This window comes from Kitasatospora sp. NPDC092948, assembly GCF_044754805.1.
GTDB lineage: Bacteria > Actinomycetota > Actinomycetes > Streptomycetales > Streptomycetaceae > Kitasatospora.
In genome coordinates this window covers 1-13,177 of sequence record NZ_JBIVPU010000027.1, presented here as the reverse complement: position 1 = coordinate 13,177, position 13,177 = coordinate 1, and the positions used below count along the sequence as shown (strand labels likewise).

The following is a 13,177-nucleotide window of genomic DNA, read 5'->3' as shown; positions in this document are numbered from 1 at the left end:
CCGCGCCGTCGGGAGTCGTCCAGGCTCCCGACGGCGCGGCCCGGTCCGGCGCCGCGGTGCCGGCGAAAGCACCGGCGGCCGGCCGCGGTACGAAGCACGGCCGCGGGAACCGGTGTGCACAGCGGGCCGCGCCCCCGCCGGCTCCGTCCCGTCCCGACGGCCCGGGCGCCCCGGGCGGACCGCTGGCCGACCGGGGTAGTGCGGCGGCCTTCTGCGAACCCCTGCGGCCCAACCCGACCGGCCCCCAGCCGCCTTACCCCACCGCCACGAGGAGTGGACATGTCGAACCGCCTCCTTCCCGACCCCCTGCCCCGGTGCCGCCGTCACGGCCGAATGCGGCTGCGCCCGCCCGAGACTCGGGAACAGGAGTTCTGCGGCGTCTGGTACCGGTGCGCTGCGCCGGAGTGCGCCGCGACCGCGCTGGTCGCCTCGGCCGGCCTGCAGGCGCAACTGGCCGCCCAGTCCCTGCCCGGCGCGGCCGGCCGATAGCCGCGATTGCCGGTCTCCGCTCGGAGACGGACAGATCCACTCATCAAATGAACCTCTAATGTGGTATAGTTCTTTCTGTCGGGAGGAGTTGGCGCTCCGCCCGGCCACTCGATTCCCCCCAGCCCGAAGGACAGCATCACCATGAGCGCGACCATGATCGAGAACCCGACCGTCGACCAGGAGCAGGAGGCCGACCAGGAGCCGCAGGCGGTGGCCGAGACCGAGGAGGGGTTGACCCACGCGATCGGCGACCTGGAGTGGCACTTCCCCGAGGACCTGGTCCTCGACGAGTACAACCACCGCAAGCAGATCGACACCGAGCCCGACGCGACCCTCAAGGCGTCCGTCCGGGAGTCCGGCGTCCAGGAGCCGGTCGGGGCGCGGCCCCAGGCCGACGGCAAGATCGGCATCTTCAAGGGCCAGCGCCGATGGAAGGCGCAGCTCCTCGCCAACAAGGAGGCCAAGCGCAAGGGGCTGCCCCTGCGGAAGGTCCCCGTGCTGGTGCGCCGCGACCTGACCGAGGTCGATGACGAGACGCTGGTGCTCAGCATCATCGAGAACACCCAGCGGGCCCAGGCGTCCCAGCGCGACGTGGCCGACGGCCTGACCCAGCTCGCCCTGCTGGAGGTCGCCCCGAGCACGTTGGCCAAGCACGGCCGCCGCCTCGGGTACAAGCCCGCCGAGATCAAGGCCGCGAAGAACGCCGCCCAGCTCGACAGCGACACCCTGGGCAAGTACGGCCAGTCGCACGGCTGGAACTTCGTCCAGCTCGCCGACCTGGCGGAGGTCAAGGAGCTGGGCTGGGACGCCGAACGGGCCCTGATGGACGCCCACCGCAAGGACGAGAACGCGAAGCGGGACAAGAAGGGGGGCCCGGCGACCTCCGGGCACTGGGAGCAGGCCATGGCACGGCTGCGTCTGGACCTGGCCGACCTGCACAAGCGCAAGGAACTGCTCGCGGAGCTGGAGACGGCCGGTGTGCCGGTGGTCCGCTACGCCCGTTGGGACCGGGACAGCAAGGTCCGGCCGCTGTCCCACCTGGTGACCCCGGCGGGCAAGAAGATAACCGTCAAGGCCCACGCCGAGCTGTGCTCCGACCACGCCGCCTTCATCGACTCCGACAAGATCCGCGTGGTCTACGCCTGCCGCGACTGGGCCGCCAACAGCCACTCGCTGAACCCCGAGCAGGCGGCCCAGCTGCCGGAGAAGGAAGACAAGGAGGCGTCGAAGGCGGCGCGCAAGCGCGTCATCGAGGGCAACAAGGCGTGGCGGGCCGCCCGCGAGGCGCGGCGCAAGTTCCTGGTCCAGCTGATCAACCCCGGCAAGGGCGGTCCGAAGGAGATCAGCGACGCGGCGTGGTCGTGGGTCATGCGGGCGATGACGGGCAACACCTACTGGTTCCCCCGGTTCTACGGCTCCTCGCGGCGGCTGGGCCTCCTGGCCGAACTGCTCAAGACCGAGGTGCCCAAGCACACCGGCCAGCGCGACATGGACCCGTTCGCCCACGTCACCAAGCGCCGGGGCCGCCCGGGACGGCCGTTCCTCCTGCTCGCCCAGGTCGCCGCCGCGTTCGAGCACGAGCAGATGCACGACGCCGTGTGGAAGTCGCCGAGCGCGGAGGTTGCCCAGTGGCTGAGGTTCCTGGCCGCCGAGGGCTACACCCTGGCGGCGTGCGAGCAGGCGGTGATCGACCAGATCGACGCCGCGCGCGAGGCGGCCGAGGCGAAGGCCAAGCAGAGCACGGAGGAGGACCAGGAGGAGCTGGACGCCGCCCTGCGCAACGCGGCGGCCGAGTCCGGGGTGGAGCTGCTGGACGGCGAGAGCCCCGAGGGCGACGACGACCAGGCCGACCCGGCGGAGCACCAGCCGCAGGAGAACGCCGCCGTGGCGGACCAGCCGGAGGAGACCAAGCCGGAGGAGACCAAGCCGGAGGAGGAGCAGACCGCCCGCGAGATCTCCGCCGAGGACCCGTCGGCGGCCGAGCCGCAGGGGCAGACCGAGGACGCCGCCCCGGCGGACGCGGCGGCCGAGTCCGGGGTGGAGCTGCTGAACGACGAGGCCCCCGAGGGCGACGACGACCAGGCCGACCCGGCGGAGCACCAGCCGCAGGAGAACGCCGCCGTGGCGGACCAGCCGGAGGGCATGTCGCTGGCGGCCTGACCGGCGGATTCGGGCGCGGCCTCTCACGGGGTCGCGCCCGGCCGTCGCGGCCGGAAGTCGAACGAGCGGCAGACCGCCCACCCCCACAAGGAAGGTGGCCGCCGTCGCCTAAGGCGTCGGGGGCGTTGGCGCGCTCAGTCTGCCGCTCTCACTCGATGCCACCCAGGAACAAGCCCCAAGGCCTGACCAAAGGAGGGATCGCTCCCCAGCTTAGCGGCCCCCGGCCGGCCGATGGCAAACCACCGGGTCCTCCCCGCCGGGGAGGACCCGGACCCCGAACCCGTCGAGATCGGAGAACGACCATGCAGGACCTGACGAACAAGCAGCAGGAGGCGCTGCTCCACGCCGTCCTGACCGAGGGCCACCGGATCCAGGCGCAGGCCCGCGTGCGCAACGATCTGGTGCGCCTGAGCCTAGGGGAGCGGCTGTTGCCCGCCAATCCGCGCTCGATCGTGCGGTTGAGCGGGGAGGGCCTGGCCGTCGCCCAGCGGCTGGCCGCCGATCGGATCGCCGAGAATCTCGAGGCCGGTGGTCCGGACCGGCCGGCGGACGAGGACCTCGGGATCTGCCCGGGCCAGGGAGAGCGGCTCAACGTGAGGGCGTGCGCCCTGGTCCTCACCGGCGCGGGCTGCGCGCCCCTGGTGACCCCGCAGGCCGGCGGGGTGGGTTTCCGCCTGTCGGCCACGGACCTGCCCCGGACGGTCTCGGTGGACGTGCACCCCATCGCCTACCTCGGAAGCGCCCCGGGCGGCGGGTGGCCGGCGTTCCTCGACACCCCGGAGGCGGTGGAGGCGGAGGCGAGGCTCGCCGCGGCGGCCGACGCGGCCCTGCGGGCGCAGCGGTGGCAGGTGTTCGTGGTGCGCAGTGGGGGGCGGGTGCGCTCGCTGCGGGCCCGGCCGTGGGGGAGTGGTTGATGCCGGGAAGCCGCCCCACGCCATTTTGAAGCCTTAATGTGGTATGCTTTTACGTGTCGGAGGGGTTGGCGCCCCTCCGCCCGCCCGATGACACCCGCACGGAACTGGAGTCCAATTCCATGACCTCGATCCACACCCGATCCGCCCTCAACCTGCGCCAGCAGGGGTTCAAGATTCTCGCCCGTGAAGCGGCCAGCCTGCTCCCGGCCCGCGACGGCCAGTGGCGCACCGGCCCGCTGTCCGGCGGCGGGGGCCTCCCGGACCGCATCGAACTGCGGGACAACAACCGCTGGGTGACGCTCTTCCTGGCCGAGGAGTCGGTGGGCATCCAGGGCGGCGGCTCGCCCGGCGCGCCGACCACCGAGGTGCCCAACCGGTTCGCGGGTGCTCGCGCCCTCGCGGCCGCCATCGCCCGCGACCACCTGCGGATGCCTCTGCTGGACCCCGAGTCGGACGACCACCGGGCGCAGGCCGGACTCGCCGCTCTCGGCGCCGCGTCGACCGCGATCGCGGGCATCGCCGCGGCCCGAAGCGGGTGGAGCGTTGCGGCCGAGCGGGTAGACCGGTTCCAGTACGTCCGGTGGGAGCGGGGCGCGGGGAGCGCGTACGTGCGGATCGACGACGCGCACCGGGTGCAGCTGTACGTGGAGGGCGTCCGGTACCCGAAGCTGGTCGACGCCCTGGCCCTCGCGCTGCCGCCCGCCGACCCCACGCCGGTTCGCCTCGCCCGCCCCGGGGCGTCGACGGTGCTGCTGTCCGCCTTTCCGACCCTGTGGCACGACCCCAGCCAGTCCTCCCTCGGCCCCGACGAGGTGCTCCTCGGCCCCGGCTCGGGCTCGGTGACCGTCGCGGTGCAGATCTCCCCGAAGGCGAGGCCGAAACGCGGCCACCGGGCGATCCTCACCCTGGAGTGCGACCTGGACCTGGCCCTGATGGTGCTGGACACCCTGGCCTGACACCGGCTGCGCCGCCGCGCCCACCGCCCGGCGGCGCCCCGGCCGGCCGCGACCGCCCGCCTCGACCTCGACGACAAGCAAGGAATCAACGATGCCCCTCCGCACGACCGACCCCGCCGCGACGCACTCCCCACTCGCCGACTGGCACGCCGCCACGCAGACCCAGCGCGAGCTGGCGCGGGACGTCGCCCGCCTGATCGCGGACACCCTGAGCGCCATGTTCCCGGGCGCCGCATACCTGACGATGATGATCGACGAGGACGCCGATCGGGACTGGGAGCTGGGCCTGGACACCGTCCGGGACGGATCCGGCGCGCCGCTGCTCGTCTTCGACGACGACAGCGACCTTCCCGAGCTGGGGCCCGAGCACGAAGAGCTGGGCCGCCGATGGGGGAGTTTGAACCACCGCTCCCCCCTCGATCTCCTCGGGGTGCTGCGCGACCTGTACAACGCGGGGGCGGTCTTCGACCGGCTCCCCCTGGACCTGGACCTGGACGACTACTTCGGGGACGACGACGAGGTGGTGTGCATGCTCCTGTCCCCGGAGGGCCGGCCGTACGAGTGGGAGCTCCCGGACCCGGACAACTGGAACGTGGGCTCCCGGCGGCTGCGCCCCTACCGCGCCGCGCTCCAGAGCTCGGGAAGGCCGGCGGAGGAGGACTGAGCGGCGGCGGATCCGGCGGCGGAGTAGCACCACCGCCTTAACGCACTTTTATTGTGGTATGCTTATTTCGGTGACGGAGGTTGGCGCCCCGCCACCCACTCGACCGCCCGCCGGGGCGGGTGCGGGTCGCGACCCGCACCCGCCCCGGCCGACCGCACAAAGGACACGACCGTGCGAACCTTCACCTGCGCCAGCATCGTCCAAGCCGGCCGCCGCTGCACAAGCCCGGCGATCAGGCTTGTCACCGGCACATTCCGCGACCGCCCGCCCCGGAAGATCCTCATGTGCGCCAGCCACTGCTCGATCTACCGGCGCGATGCCGCCGACCCGCTGTTCGCCACCTTCGGGCACACCGGGACCAGCGAGGTCCTGATCTCCCAGCACCTCCCGTTCGTGGGTGCCTTCTGCACGGGCGCCTTGGAGCAGGCGGCCGGGCCGGCCACCCGCACAGAGGGCGGGGAGGAGGCCGTCCGGCTGTCGCCGCAGGACCTGCCGCCGGACCAGGCGGACCACCTCCTCGCCGCCGCGATGAACTTCGTGAACGTGTGCCCCGCGCTGGCGGACCCCGGCATCGACGCGCAGGCCGCGGGCAGGGCCTGGTGGATCGCCCATCGCACCCCGGGGGATCTGACCGGCCTGGACCAGGCCGCGCGCGAGGCCCTTCCGCTCGAACTGCTGAGCTACATCGCCGAGTTCGCCCACTACCCCTCGGGCCTGTTCGTGCGGGTGGAGCGGCTGGGGGCGCAGGGCGCCCGGGGGATCTACCGCCACAGCTCCCCGGAGCGCGCGGCACGCCGGGCCTGAAGCCGGTGCGCAGCAGGGCGGCCACCGGCTGCCGGCGGCGCGGAATTGTGCGTCCCGGCGGGCGGCCCAGTCGAAAATGGACTGCTTTTGTGGTATGCTTATTTTTGTCGGAGGGGGTTGGCGCCTCCTCCCGGCCCCTCGATCGCCCTACCTCTGGAGAGTTCCGTGCCCGCCGCCGCGCCCGCCCTCCCTGCCCGCGTCCTGTCGCCCTCGTCGGCCGAGGACGAGGTGCTGCTGAGCCTCGGGCTGGGGGCCGACTCGGCGTACATACTGTGGCGCCTGCTCACCGAGCCGGCCGCCCACGGCATCCGGGAGGACTTCTCGAACTTGACCGTGGTGACGTCGATGACCGGGGACGAGTGGTCCGACACGATCGACCTGTCGGAGCGCCACCTGCTGCCTCTGATGGCGGAGAAGGGCGTGCGGTACGTCCAGGTCGCCCGCGGCGGCCGGTGGGACGCGGACGGCTACGCGGTCCTCTCCGACACCCGGCACTCGGTGCACATCGAGGCGTCGGGCCCCTGGGCCCTGTCGGACGAGCTGCGCGCCTCGGGAACGCTGCCGATGTACAGCGGGGGGCAGCACGTCTGCTCGATCAAGTACAAGGGCTGGGTGATCGACAAGTGGGCCAAGGACCACATGCCGTCCGGCTACCGGCACATCATCGGCTACGACGCCGACGAGTTGAAGCGCGCCCGCAAGGACTGCGGGTTCACGACCAACGGCCGCCGCCCCTGGTACCCGCTCATCGCCTGGCGGATGTCGCGCCCGGCGCTCCTGGCCGAGCTGAAGCTGGCGTTCGGGGTCGACTGGCCAAAGTCGTATTGCGTGGAATGTCCGTTTCCTTCCGTCGCCGCCTCGCGGGACGCGCACCTGGCCCGGGCCCGGCGGCTGCCTGCGGAGGCGGCGATGGCGGTGTGCCTGGAGTACGTCGCCCACGCGCTCAATCCGCTGACGACGCTGTACGCCGGCGGGACGTCCCTGGCCGACCTGCTCGCCCTGGACGGGAACGAGGCCGCGCTGGCCGCCGCGGAGGAGCAGCTCTCCTCGGTGATGTGGATGGTGCTGCGGGTGCGGCGCGTCCTGCCGGCCGCCCGCTCGAAGTGGTGCGTGGACCACCACGGGCCGCGCTGCGGGCGGTGCGCGGAGACGCCGGACTCGGTGCGCTGCCCCGACTGCCGGGGGCTGCCGAAGCAGCAGTGCCCGCCGGAGCAGCTCACGGACGACTGCGCCGATCCGAAGCGCAAGGGGCGGGTGTGGCGGTCGGTCGAGCACGTCGGCCTGCCGCGGGCGCGGGCGGCGGCGACGGGGATGCTGCGCCGGGTCGCGGCCCGGCGAGGACTGCCCGTCGAGCAGGGCGCGGGTGTGGAGCGGGTCTGGATCACGCGCCGCGAGGAGTCCTACCCAACCACCGAGGAGTTCTTCGTGGCCGTGCCGAACGTGGTCGAGGCGAAGGAGCAGCCGGGCTTCCGCCCGCGGTGGACCGCCCAGACCTTCCGCCGCAGGCACCAGCACGACGCCGCCATCGCGCGAAGTGGATCGTCGGCCGGTGCTACCACCGCGCCCGTCCCGCGGGAGCTGGTTCTCGCCTGACGTACGCGCCCGTCCGTCGGGCACCGCTCCCGGTGCCCGAACCGCAGACCCGGCCGGCGTCCGCCGGCCGTTTCAGAAGGAGATCACGATGAATCGCCCCACTTCCATTCACGCGGCCGGTTGCGGCTGCGACGACTGCCATCGGCCGGACGGCTCGATTCCCCTCGACCAGGCGGACGAGGCGGCGATCGCCCGTCTGGTCGAGGGGGCGGCAGCCAACGACAGCGGAGAGGAGCTGGAGGTGGTCATGACGACCACTCTGGCGCCCGGAGGGGCACCGACCGGCATCGTCGGCACCGTGGTGGTCCGATGGGACGGGCGGACCTGGGACGTCAGCCGGCACCTGCTGGCCGCGGTGTCCTTCGGCCCTCCGTTCTGACAAGGCGGCGGGGGCGCCGCGCGCGGCGCCCCCGGCCTTCGGGGCCGGCCGATGCCCGGGCTTCCGAAGGAACCGCCCACAATGACACGTGAATGTGGTATGCTTTTTATGTCAGGCGGGGTTGGCGCCCCGTCAGCCACTCGACCCCATCCAGGAGTTACGTTGACGCTCGACGCTTTCGCCCTCGACGCGGCCCCGGCCGTGGCGGCCGCCCTCGCCGCCGTCCCCGCGCACATCGGTCCGGGCAAGATCACCCTCCAGTACCGGAACGACGGCCTGAAGGTCTCCTACTGCAGCACGCTCTCGGCGCAGCAGCGCGAGGCGATGGCCGCGGTCTTCGCCGAGAAGTTCGCCGCCATCGGATGGCACTTCCGGCACTACTGCATCCCGGAGTCCGGCACCGCCGCCGCCTCCACCGTGTTCACCCATCCGACCGTCGCCTCCGGCGAGTTCGACACCCGCGCGCTGCGGCGGGGGGTGCGGGGGGTCGCTGCGGCGGCGGAGGAACTGGCGGCGCGGTTCGGCGGAGCGGAGAGCGCCGCCCAGGCGGGGGGCTCGCTGCGGTGCGACCAGGTTGCGGCCGTGGTGGCGATGCTGTCCGCGCTGGGGCACGAGGGGGCCTCCGCCCTGCGGTCGGCTCACGTCGGGGCGGGCGTGGGGCACGAGGAGAGCTGCGGCTACGAATCGCGCGACGACGCGGATCCGGCGACGCTGCGGAGCCGGCTGGCGGCGGGTCAGGATGAGCTGGACCGCCGTCGGCGCGCGGCGGCGCAGCAGGACCACCACCTGCGCGAGCTCAGGGACGGCATCGCGCGGGCCGACCTGCAGGAGGCGCTGGCCGAGGGCGGGGCGGCCGGGGTGCTGCGCTGGTGGTCGTCGACGCTGGGCAGGACCCGGGGCATGGACCACGACCAGGCCGTCAGGCAGTGGCTCCGCGAGCTGCACCCCGGCCTGGACTGGCAGAACACCGGCCGCAACGGGCGGCGGGAGCCGTTCGACTTCCCGGTCCACCTCTGGGCTGAGGCGGGAGGCGTGGAGGCGGCGGCCGAGGCCCTGGACGGCCTGGCCTCGGCCGTTCGGGCCGCACGGGACGAACCGGCCTTCCCGCGGGTGGAGGTCCGGGTGATGCCGCCCCGGCCCGATCGGCCCCTGCTGACGACCAGGTTCGCGGAGCCCCACGTGGCCACGCTGTCCATCACCGGGAACGGCTGGCAGATGAACGGCGGCGGCTGTTTCGCGGAGGTCGCCGGGAGCTGCCTCCCGCTCCTCGGCCGGGCCTTCGCGATGGGCGACAGGATCCGCCGCTCCCGCTGACCCGCGGGGCGGGCCCCGCACCCAGAGGCCCGCCCCGCGGGTCAGCGACGGGACAATAGCGGCGACCACATCACCCCACGTCTGAAATGTAAATGTGGTATGCTTCTATCTGTGGAAGCCGACACGCCACCAGAATTTCGATGCTAGGAGGAGCCGTGACCTGGTACACGCCCGCCCCCCGCGCCCTGGAGCACGTCACCCAACTGGACCTGCGCGGCCTTTTCGCGGACGGATACACCAGCGAGGACGTCGACGAGGTGATGGGCGCAGTCGGCAAAGCCACCGGCCTGTACGTCGTCTGCGGTTGGGACTACGTGGACCAGTGGGGAGCCGGCGGCAGCTCCGATTTCTACGCCGTGTCCCCGGACGGCCGGCTGCACCACCTGGGAGGGGGGCTCTGCGCGCTACTCAACGGCGACACGGACCCGAGCGAGATCCCGGACACCCCGGAGAGCTGGGTCGGCACGGACAGCGGGCTGACCACTTCCGCGCTCCACGCCGTCACTCCCTACAACTACGCCCGGGAACAGCACTGACAGCGCCAGCCACCACAGACAACGGGCGCCCGGCCGAGACCGTTTAGGTCGCACAGCGAGAGGGGGGCCCACCTCGGACGGAGGCCCGATCGATGCCGCTCCGGCGGGATCCGCCGCCTGACGCCCGCAACTGCGCCGGCCGCCACCGCGGGCGGATGGTGGATGAACTTGCGGCGGCCGGTCGACGGAGGCCGGCGGCAGGCGCATCCCGCGCCGCCCCCGCGCCATCGAGCTCGGCGCCGGGAGCCGGCGCGGGGCGCGGCGTGCGTTCGGGCGGGCCCCGCGCCCAGGGGCCCACCCCGCGGTCGGCGATGGGACAGCGGCGGCCGATCATGCCGCCCCACATATGGACTACAAATGTGGTATGCTTCTATCCATGAGGGCGGTTGGCGCCGCCCCCGCCACTCGATCACACCCCGGAGGCAGGCATGCCGCACACCCCGAACACCCCGACACCGGAGCGCCCCTCGGAGCCCGCGCGGCCAGAAAGCGCCGATTCGCCCGGCGGGGGACCGGCGGGTGCCCTCGTCGACCCCCGCGACCTGATCCCCGCCCCGGGCCCCCGCCTCCTGTCGGCGACATTCGGCGACTTCGAGGGAACCGAGCACGAGAGCTCGATCCCCGACCGGCCGCAGTGGCATCGCTACCGCGTCGTGCACACGCCGACCGGCTCCGTCTTGCTGGACTACGCCATGGACCCCACCCACCTCCCTTCCCTGCTTGTGGCCACGGTGGGACTCACGGCCGAGGAGGACCCGGCCACCTCGGACCTCTACTCGGGTACGACCCCAGGCCTGGAGAACGTGCGGCGCAACGCGCAGACCCTGTACGAATCGGCCCGCCGCGCCCTCGGCCAAGCCTGACGCCCTCCCCAGGTGCGCCCGCCGCCGTCGCGGCGGGCGCACCCCGCCCCTCACACACGACCAGGAAGGACACGCGAAGATGAGCACCCTCCCCCTGAACCGACTGGAGGACCTGGCGTCCGCGCTCGGCCACCCCTGGCAGGTCGCCCCCGACCCGTTCGACGGGCACGCCGACTACCGGCGATTCGTCGCCGGTTCGCAGGGCCGCGGCTTCTGGCTGAGCATCAGGCAGCCGGCGGGGTCGGACGGGCCGGTGCGACTGCGGACGCACGGCAGGTATCCGGAGATCCCGGGTTACTTCGAGGACCACAACCGCCCGCGGACCGGGATGGATCTGGGCCGACCCCTGGAGGCGCTGGTCCGCGACCTTCGGCGCCGCTTCCTGGAGCCGTACGAAGCGGCTTTCCAGCGGGCCGTGGAGGCGCTCCACGGTCGGGCCGTCGCGGGCGGGGCCCGGGAGGAGCTCGCGCGGACCCTGCTGCGGCGCTTCCCGGACCCGAGGGGGCACTTCGTGGACCTGCCCCGCGAGGGGCTGACGGTCCACGTCCCGCTGCCCGCGGCGGGCGAAGTCCACGCGGCGGTCGAGACCCGGGACGACATGGCGAAGGTGTCGCTCACCCTGACCGGGCTGACCGTCGATCAGATGCATCGGGTACTGGCCAGCTTGACAGACGCAGGGCAACCCACACCACCAAACGAACCGTAAATGTGGTATTATTCTTTCTGTCGGAAGGGGTTGGCGCCCCTCCGGCCACTCGATCCGCACCCGTGAGAGGAACGCCCATGTCCGCCACAGCCCGCAGCACCTTCGTCCCCGTCCCGATCACCACCGACAACGGCACGTCCACCCTGGACGTGGAGATCGCAACCGTGATGCCCCGGCAGGGCTCCGGCCTCCTCACCGCGACGCGCCACGGGTTGTTCGCGCAGGTCAAGGTCGCGACGCCGACGACGCGGGTGCCCCACGGCGTGACCACGTACTCCGCCTCCCGCCTGGAAGGAGAGCGGCAGTGGATCGTCGACGCCACCTTCCTGCCCAGCGGCCGACCGCTCCACGTCAACGGCTTCGGAGTCAGGTTCCTCAACGTGCGGGCGCTGCCCGCCGAGATCGGGGCCCTGCTCGACCAGGAGGCGGTGCGGCTCGGGCTGGTGCAGTCCGCCGACGCCGACACGCCGCTGACCCTGCCCCCGCGCGGCTGACCGCGACAACGCCGCCGGAACACAGCCCGTCCCGGGACGCAGCACGCCCGTTCCGGGGCCGGCCAACCGCGCCCCGCCACTCCCACCACCATCTGCCCCTGCGCCCGCGCCCAGCGGACGCCTCTGCCCACCAGGAAGAAGATCAATGCGCCTCGCCACCTCCGCCGACCCCTCCTTCACTCTGACGCGCGAGCTCGCCGAACAGCTCCGGCACCAAGGCATCGACACCGCGATCGGCACGCACGCCCTGTTCCTGGGCCAGGCCCTCGTCGCGGTCAACGTCGACGGCGCCCCGCACATGCTGGTCGCGGCCTACAACGCCGAGCAGGAGCTCTCCTGGTCCATCACCGACCCGTACACCTACGCCGAGCACTCCACCGGCACGTTGAACGGCGCGAGCATCGAGCAGGCCGCACGCCACCTCGTCCACGTACTCGCCCCTTACACGCCCGCCGCATCCGAGGAACGCGGGCAGGATCCGCTGCAGGAACTGCTGGAGACGCTGATCGCCGCCGGGCACGACTTCCAGCGCTGGAGCAGCCCGACCGACCCGCACGAGTGGCTGAGCATGCCGACCGCCGACGGCGGAGAGATCACCATCGAGGGCGGGGAGGCGCGGCTGCCGCGCAGCGCGGCGTCCTACACCGGGATGCGGGCCCAGTACGCGCCGGTCGCCGACGAGGACTTCGGGGACCACGCGGCGACCCTGTTCACCTCGCCCGACCTCGGGCACAGCTCCGGCGGCGCGGCCGGCCGGTTCGCCGGGGACCTAGCCGCCGTGGTGAACGCGGTCACGGCGTGCGCGCGGATGGCGCAGGCCCGCACGCGCTGGGAGTCCCACCCGGCGGTGTCCATGCGGTCTGCGGGCCGCTATCTGCGGCAGGCGGACGGCACGGTGCGCCTGCGGGTGACCAACACGGTCGCGATGAGCGCCGAGGAGCTCGCCGCGAAGCTGTTCGAGCACTACGCGGTTCCCTACCAGCAGGGCGCGGAGCTGCCGAAGGAGCTGGAGTTCTCGGAGCTGCTGCACGTGGTGGCCTTCCACGCCGAGCAGTGCGCCTTCGGACACCACCACTGGGCCGAGGACGTCAGCGGGGTCGAGGACGACGTCCGCGAGTGGGCCGCCGCGCAGGTCCAGCGCCTGCTGCCCTACCTCACCGCGGAGCAGACGGACTGACCCCGGCGTGGGGGGGGGGGGGGGGGGGGGGCCCCCCCCCCCCCCCCCCCCCCCCCCCCCCCCCCCCCCCCCCCCCCCCCCCCCCCCCCCCCCCCCCCCCCCCCCCCCCCCCCCCCCCCCCCCCCACC

The 13,177-nt window shown here is 73.0% G+C and carries 14 protein-coding genes; all 14 read left to right on the top strand.

Annotated features, from left to right (window positions below; translation table 11 throughout):
- Positions 1 to 279 precede the first annotated feature (279 nt).
- The 14 genes from ACIQF6_RS35800 (at position 280) to ACIQF6_RS35735 (ending at position 13,049) form a co-directional block, all read left to right on the top strand.
- Positions 280 to 489 carry a hypothetical protein gene (locus tag ACIQF6_RS35800; RefSeq protein ID WP_400903069.1) on the top strand — a complete coding sequence of 70 codons (210 nt, stop codon included), beginning with the start codon at positions 280 to 282 and terminating at the stop codon, positions 487 to 489.
- 141 nt (positions 490 to 630) lie between these two features.
- Positions 631 to 2,649, top strand: a complete 2,019-nt coding sequence (locus ACIQF6_RS35795; RefSeq protein ID WP_400903067.1) for a ParB/RepB/Spo0J family partition protein — start codon at positions 631 to 633, stop codon at positions 2,647 to 2,649.
- A gap of 302 nt (positions 2,650 to 2,951) precedes the next feature.
- Positions 2,952 to 3,563: a hypothetical protein gene (locus tag ACIQF6_RS35790; RefSeq protein WP_400903064.1), complete on the top strand. Its 612-nt coding sequence runs from the start codon at positions 2,952 to 2,954 to the stop codon at positions 3,561 to 3,563.
- Between the two features lie 119 nt (positions 3,564 to 3,682).
- Positions 3,683 to 4,519 (top strand): hypothetical protein, encoded by an 837-nt coding sequence (locus tag ACIQF6_RS35785; protein WP_400903062.1) that lies wholly within the window; start codon positions 3,683 to 3,685, stop codon positions 4,517 to 4,519.
- 91 nt (positions 4,520 to 4,610) lie between these two features.
- Positions 4,611 to 5,183: a hypothetical protein gene (locus ACIQF6_RS35780; protein ID WP_400903059.1), complete on the top strand. Its 573-nt coding sequence runs from the start codon at positions 4,611 to 4,613 to the stop codon at positions 5,181 to 5,183.
- Between the two features lie 282 nt (positions 5,184 to 5,465).
- Positions 5,466 to 5,987 carry a hypothetical protein gene (locus tag ACIQF6_RS35775; protein WP_400903057.1) on the top strand — a complete coding sequence of 174 codons (522 nt, stop codon included), beginning with the start codon at positions 5,466 to 5,468 and terminating at the stop codon, positions 5,985 to 5,987.
- Positions 5,988 to 6,152: 165 nt separating this feature from the next.
- Entirely contained in the window at positions 6,153 to 7,580 is a 1,428-nt protein-coding gene (locus ACIQF6_RS35770) for a hypothetical protein (RefSeq protein WP_400903055.1), read from the top strand.
- Positions 7,581 to 7,668: 88 nt separating this feature from the next.
- Positions 7,669 to 7,959, top strand: a complete 291-nt coding sequence (locus tag ACIQF6_RS35765; RefSeq protein WP_400903052.1) for a hypothetical protein — start codon at positions 7,669 to 7,671, stop codon at positions 7,957 to 7,959.
- 162 nt (positions 7,960 to 8,121) lie between these two features.
- A complete protein-coding gene (locus ACIQF6_RS35760) occupies positions 8,122 to 9,273 on the top strand; it encodes a hypothetical protein (RefSeq protein ID WP_400903049.1) in 1,152 nt (383 codons plus the stop codon).
- Between the two features lie 155 nt (positions 9,274 to 9,428).
- A complete protein-coding gene (locus tag ACIQF6_RS35755; RefSeq protein ID WP_400903047.1) occupies positions 9,429 to 9,809 on the top strand; it encodes a hypothetical protein in 381 nt (126 codons plus the stop codon).
- Positions 9,810 to 10,237: 428 nt separating this feature from the next.
- A complete protein-coding gene (locus ACIQF6_RS35750; protein WP_400903044.1) occupies positions 10,238 to 10,672 on the top strand; it encodes a hypothetical protein in 435 nt (144 codons plus the stop codon).
- A 79-nt stretch (positions 10,673 to 10,751) separates the two neighbouring features.
- A complete protein-coding gene (locus ACIQF6_RS35745; RefSeq protein ID WP_400903041.1) occupies positions 10,752 to 11,378 on the top strand; it encodes a hypothetical protein in 627 nt (208 codons plus the stop codon).
- A 77-nt stretch (positions 11,379 to 11,455) separates the two neighbouring features.
- Entirely contained in the window at positions 11,456 to 11,872 is a 417-nt protein-coding gene (locus ACIQF6_RS35740; RefSeq protein WP_400903039.1) for a hypothetical protein, read from the top strand.
- Between the two features lie 145 nt (positions 11,873 to 12,017).
- The gene (locus tag ACIQF6_RS35735) at positions 12,018 to 13,049 is read left to right on the top strand and encodes a hypothetical protein (protein WP_400903036.1); all 1,032 of its coding nucleotides are present in this window, start codon (positions 12,018 to 12,020) and stop codon (positions 13,047 to 13,049) included.
- The last annotated feature ends 128 nt before the right edge of the window (positions 13,050 to 13,177 follow it).

Bases quoted from the DNA above. Each gene is read 5' to 3' on its own strand.
- ACIQF6_RS35800 (WP_400903069.1), top strand. From the start codon at position 280: ATGTCGAACCGCCTCCTTCCCGACCCCCTGCCCCGGTGCCGCCGTCAC.
- ACIQF6_RS35795 (WP_400903067.1), top strand. From the start codon at position 631: ATGAGCGCGACCATGATCGAGAACCCGACCGTCGACCAGGAGCAGGAG.
- ACIQF6_RS35790 (WP_400903064.1), top strand. From the start codon at position 2,952: ATGCAGGACCTGACGAACAAGCAGCAGGAGGCGCTGCTCCACGCCGTC.
- ACIQF6_RS35785 (WP_400903062.1), top strand. From the start codon at position 3,683: ATGACCTCGATCCACACCCGATCCGCCCTCAACCTGCGCCAGCAGGGG.
- ACIQF6_RS35780 (WP_400903059.1), top strand. From the start codon at position 4,611: ATGCCCCTCCGCACGACCGACCCCGCCGCGACGCACTCCCCACTCGCC.
- ACIQF6_RS35775 (WP_400903057.1), top strand. From the start codon at position 5,466: ATGTGCGCCAGCCACTGCTCGATCTACCGGCGCGATGCCGCCGACCCG.
- ACIQF6_RS35765 (WP_400903052.1), top strand. From the start codon at position 7,669: ATGAATCGCCCCACTTCCATTCACGCGGCCGGTTGCGGCTGCGACGAC.
- ACIQF6_RS35750 (WP_400903044.1), top strand. From the start codon at position 10,238: ATGCCGCACACCCCGAACACCCCGACACCGGAGCGCCCCTCGGAGCCC.
- ACIQF6_RS35745 (WP_400903041.1), top strand. From the start codon at position 10,752: ATGAGCACCCTCCCCCTGAACCGACTGGAGGACCTGGCGTCCGCGCTC.
- ACIQF6_RS35740 (WP_400903039.1), top strand. From the start codon at position 11,456: ATGTCCGCCACAGCCCGCAGCACCTTCGTCCCCGTCCCGATCACCACC.
- ACIQF6_RS35735 (WP_400903036.1), top strand. From the start codon at position 12,018: ATGCGCCTCGCCACCTCCGCCGACCCCTCCTTCACTCTGACGCGCGAG.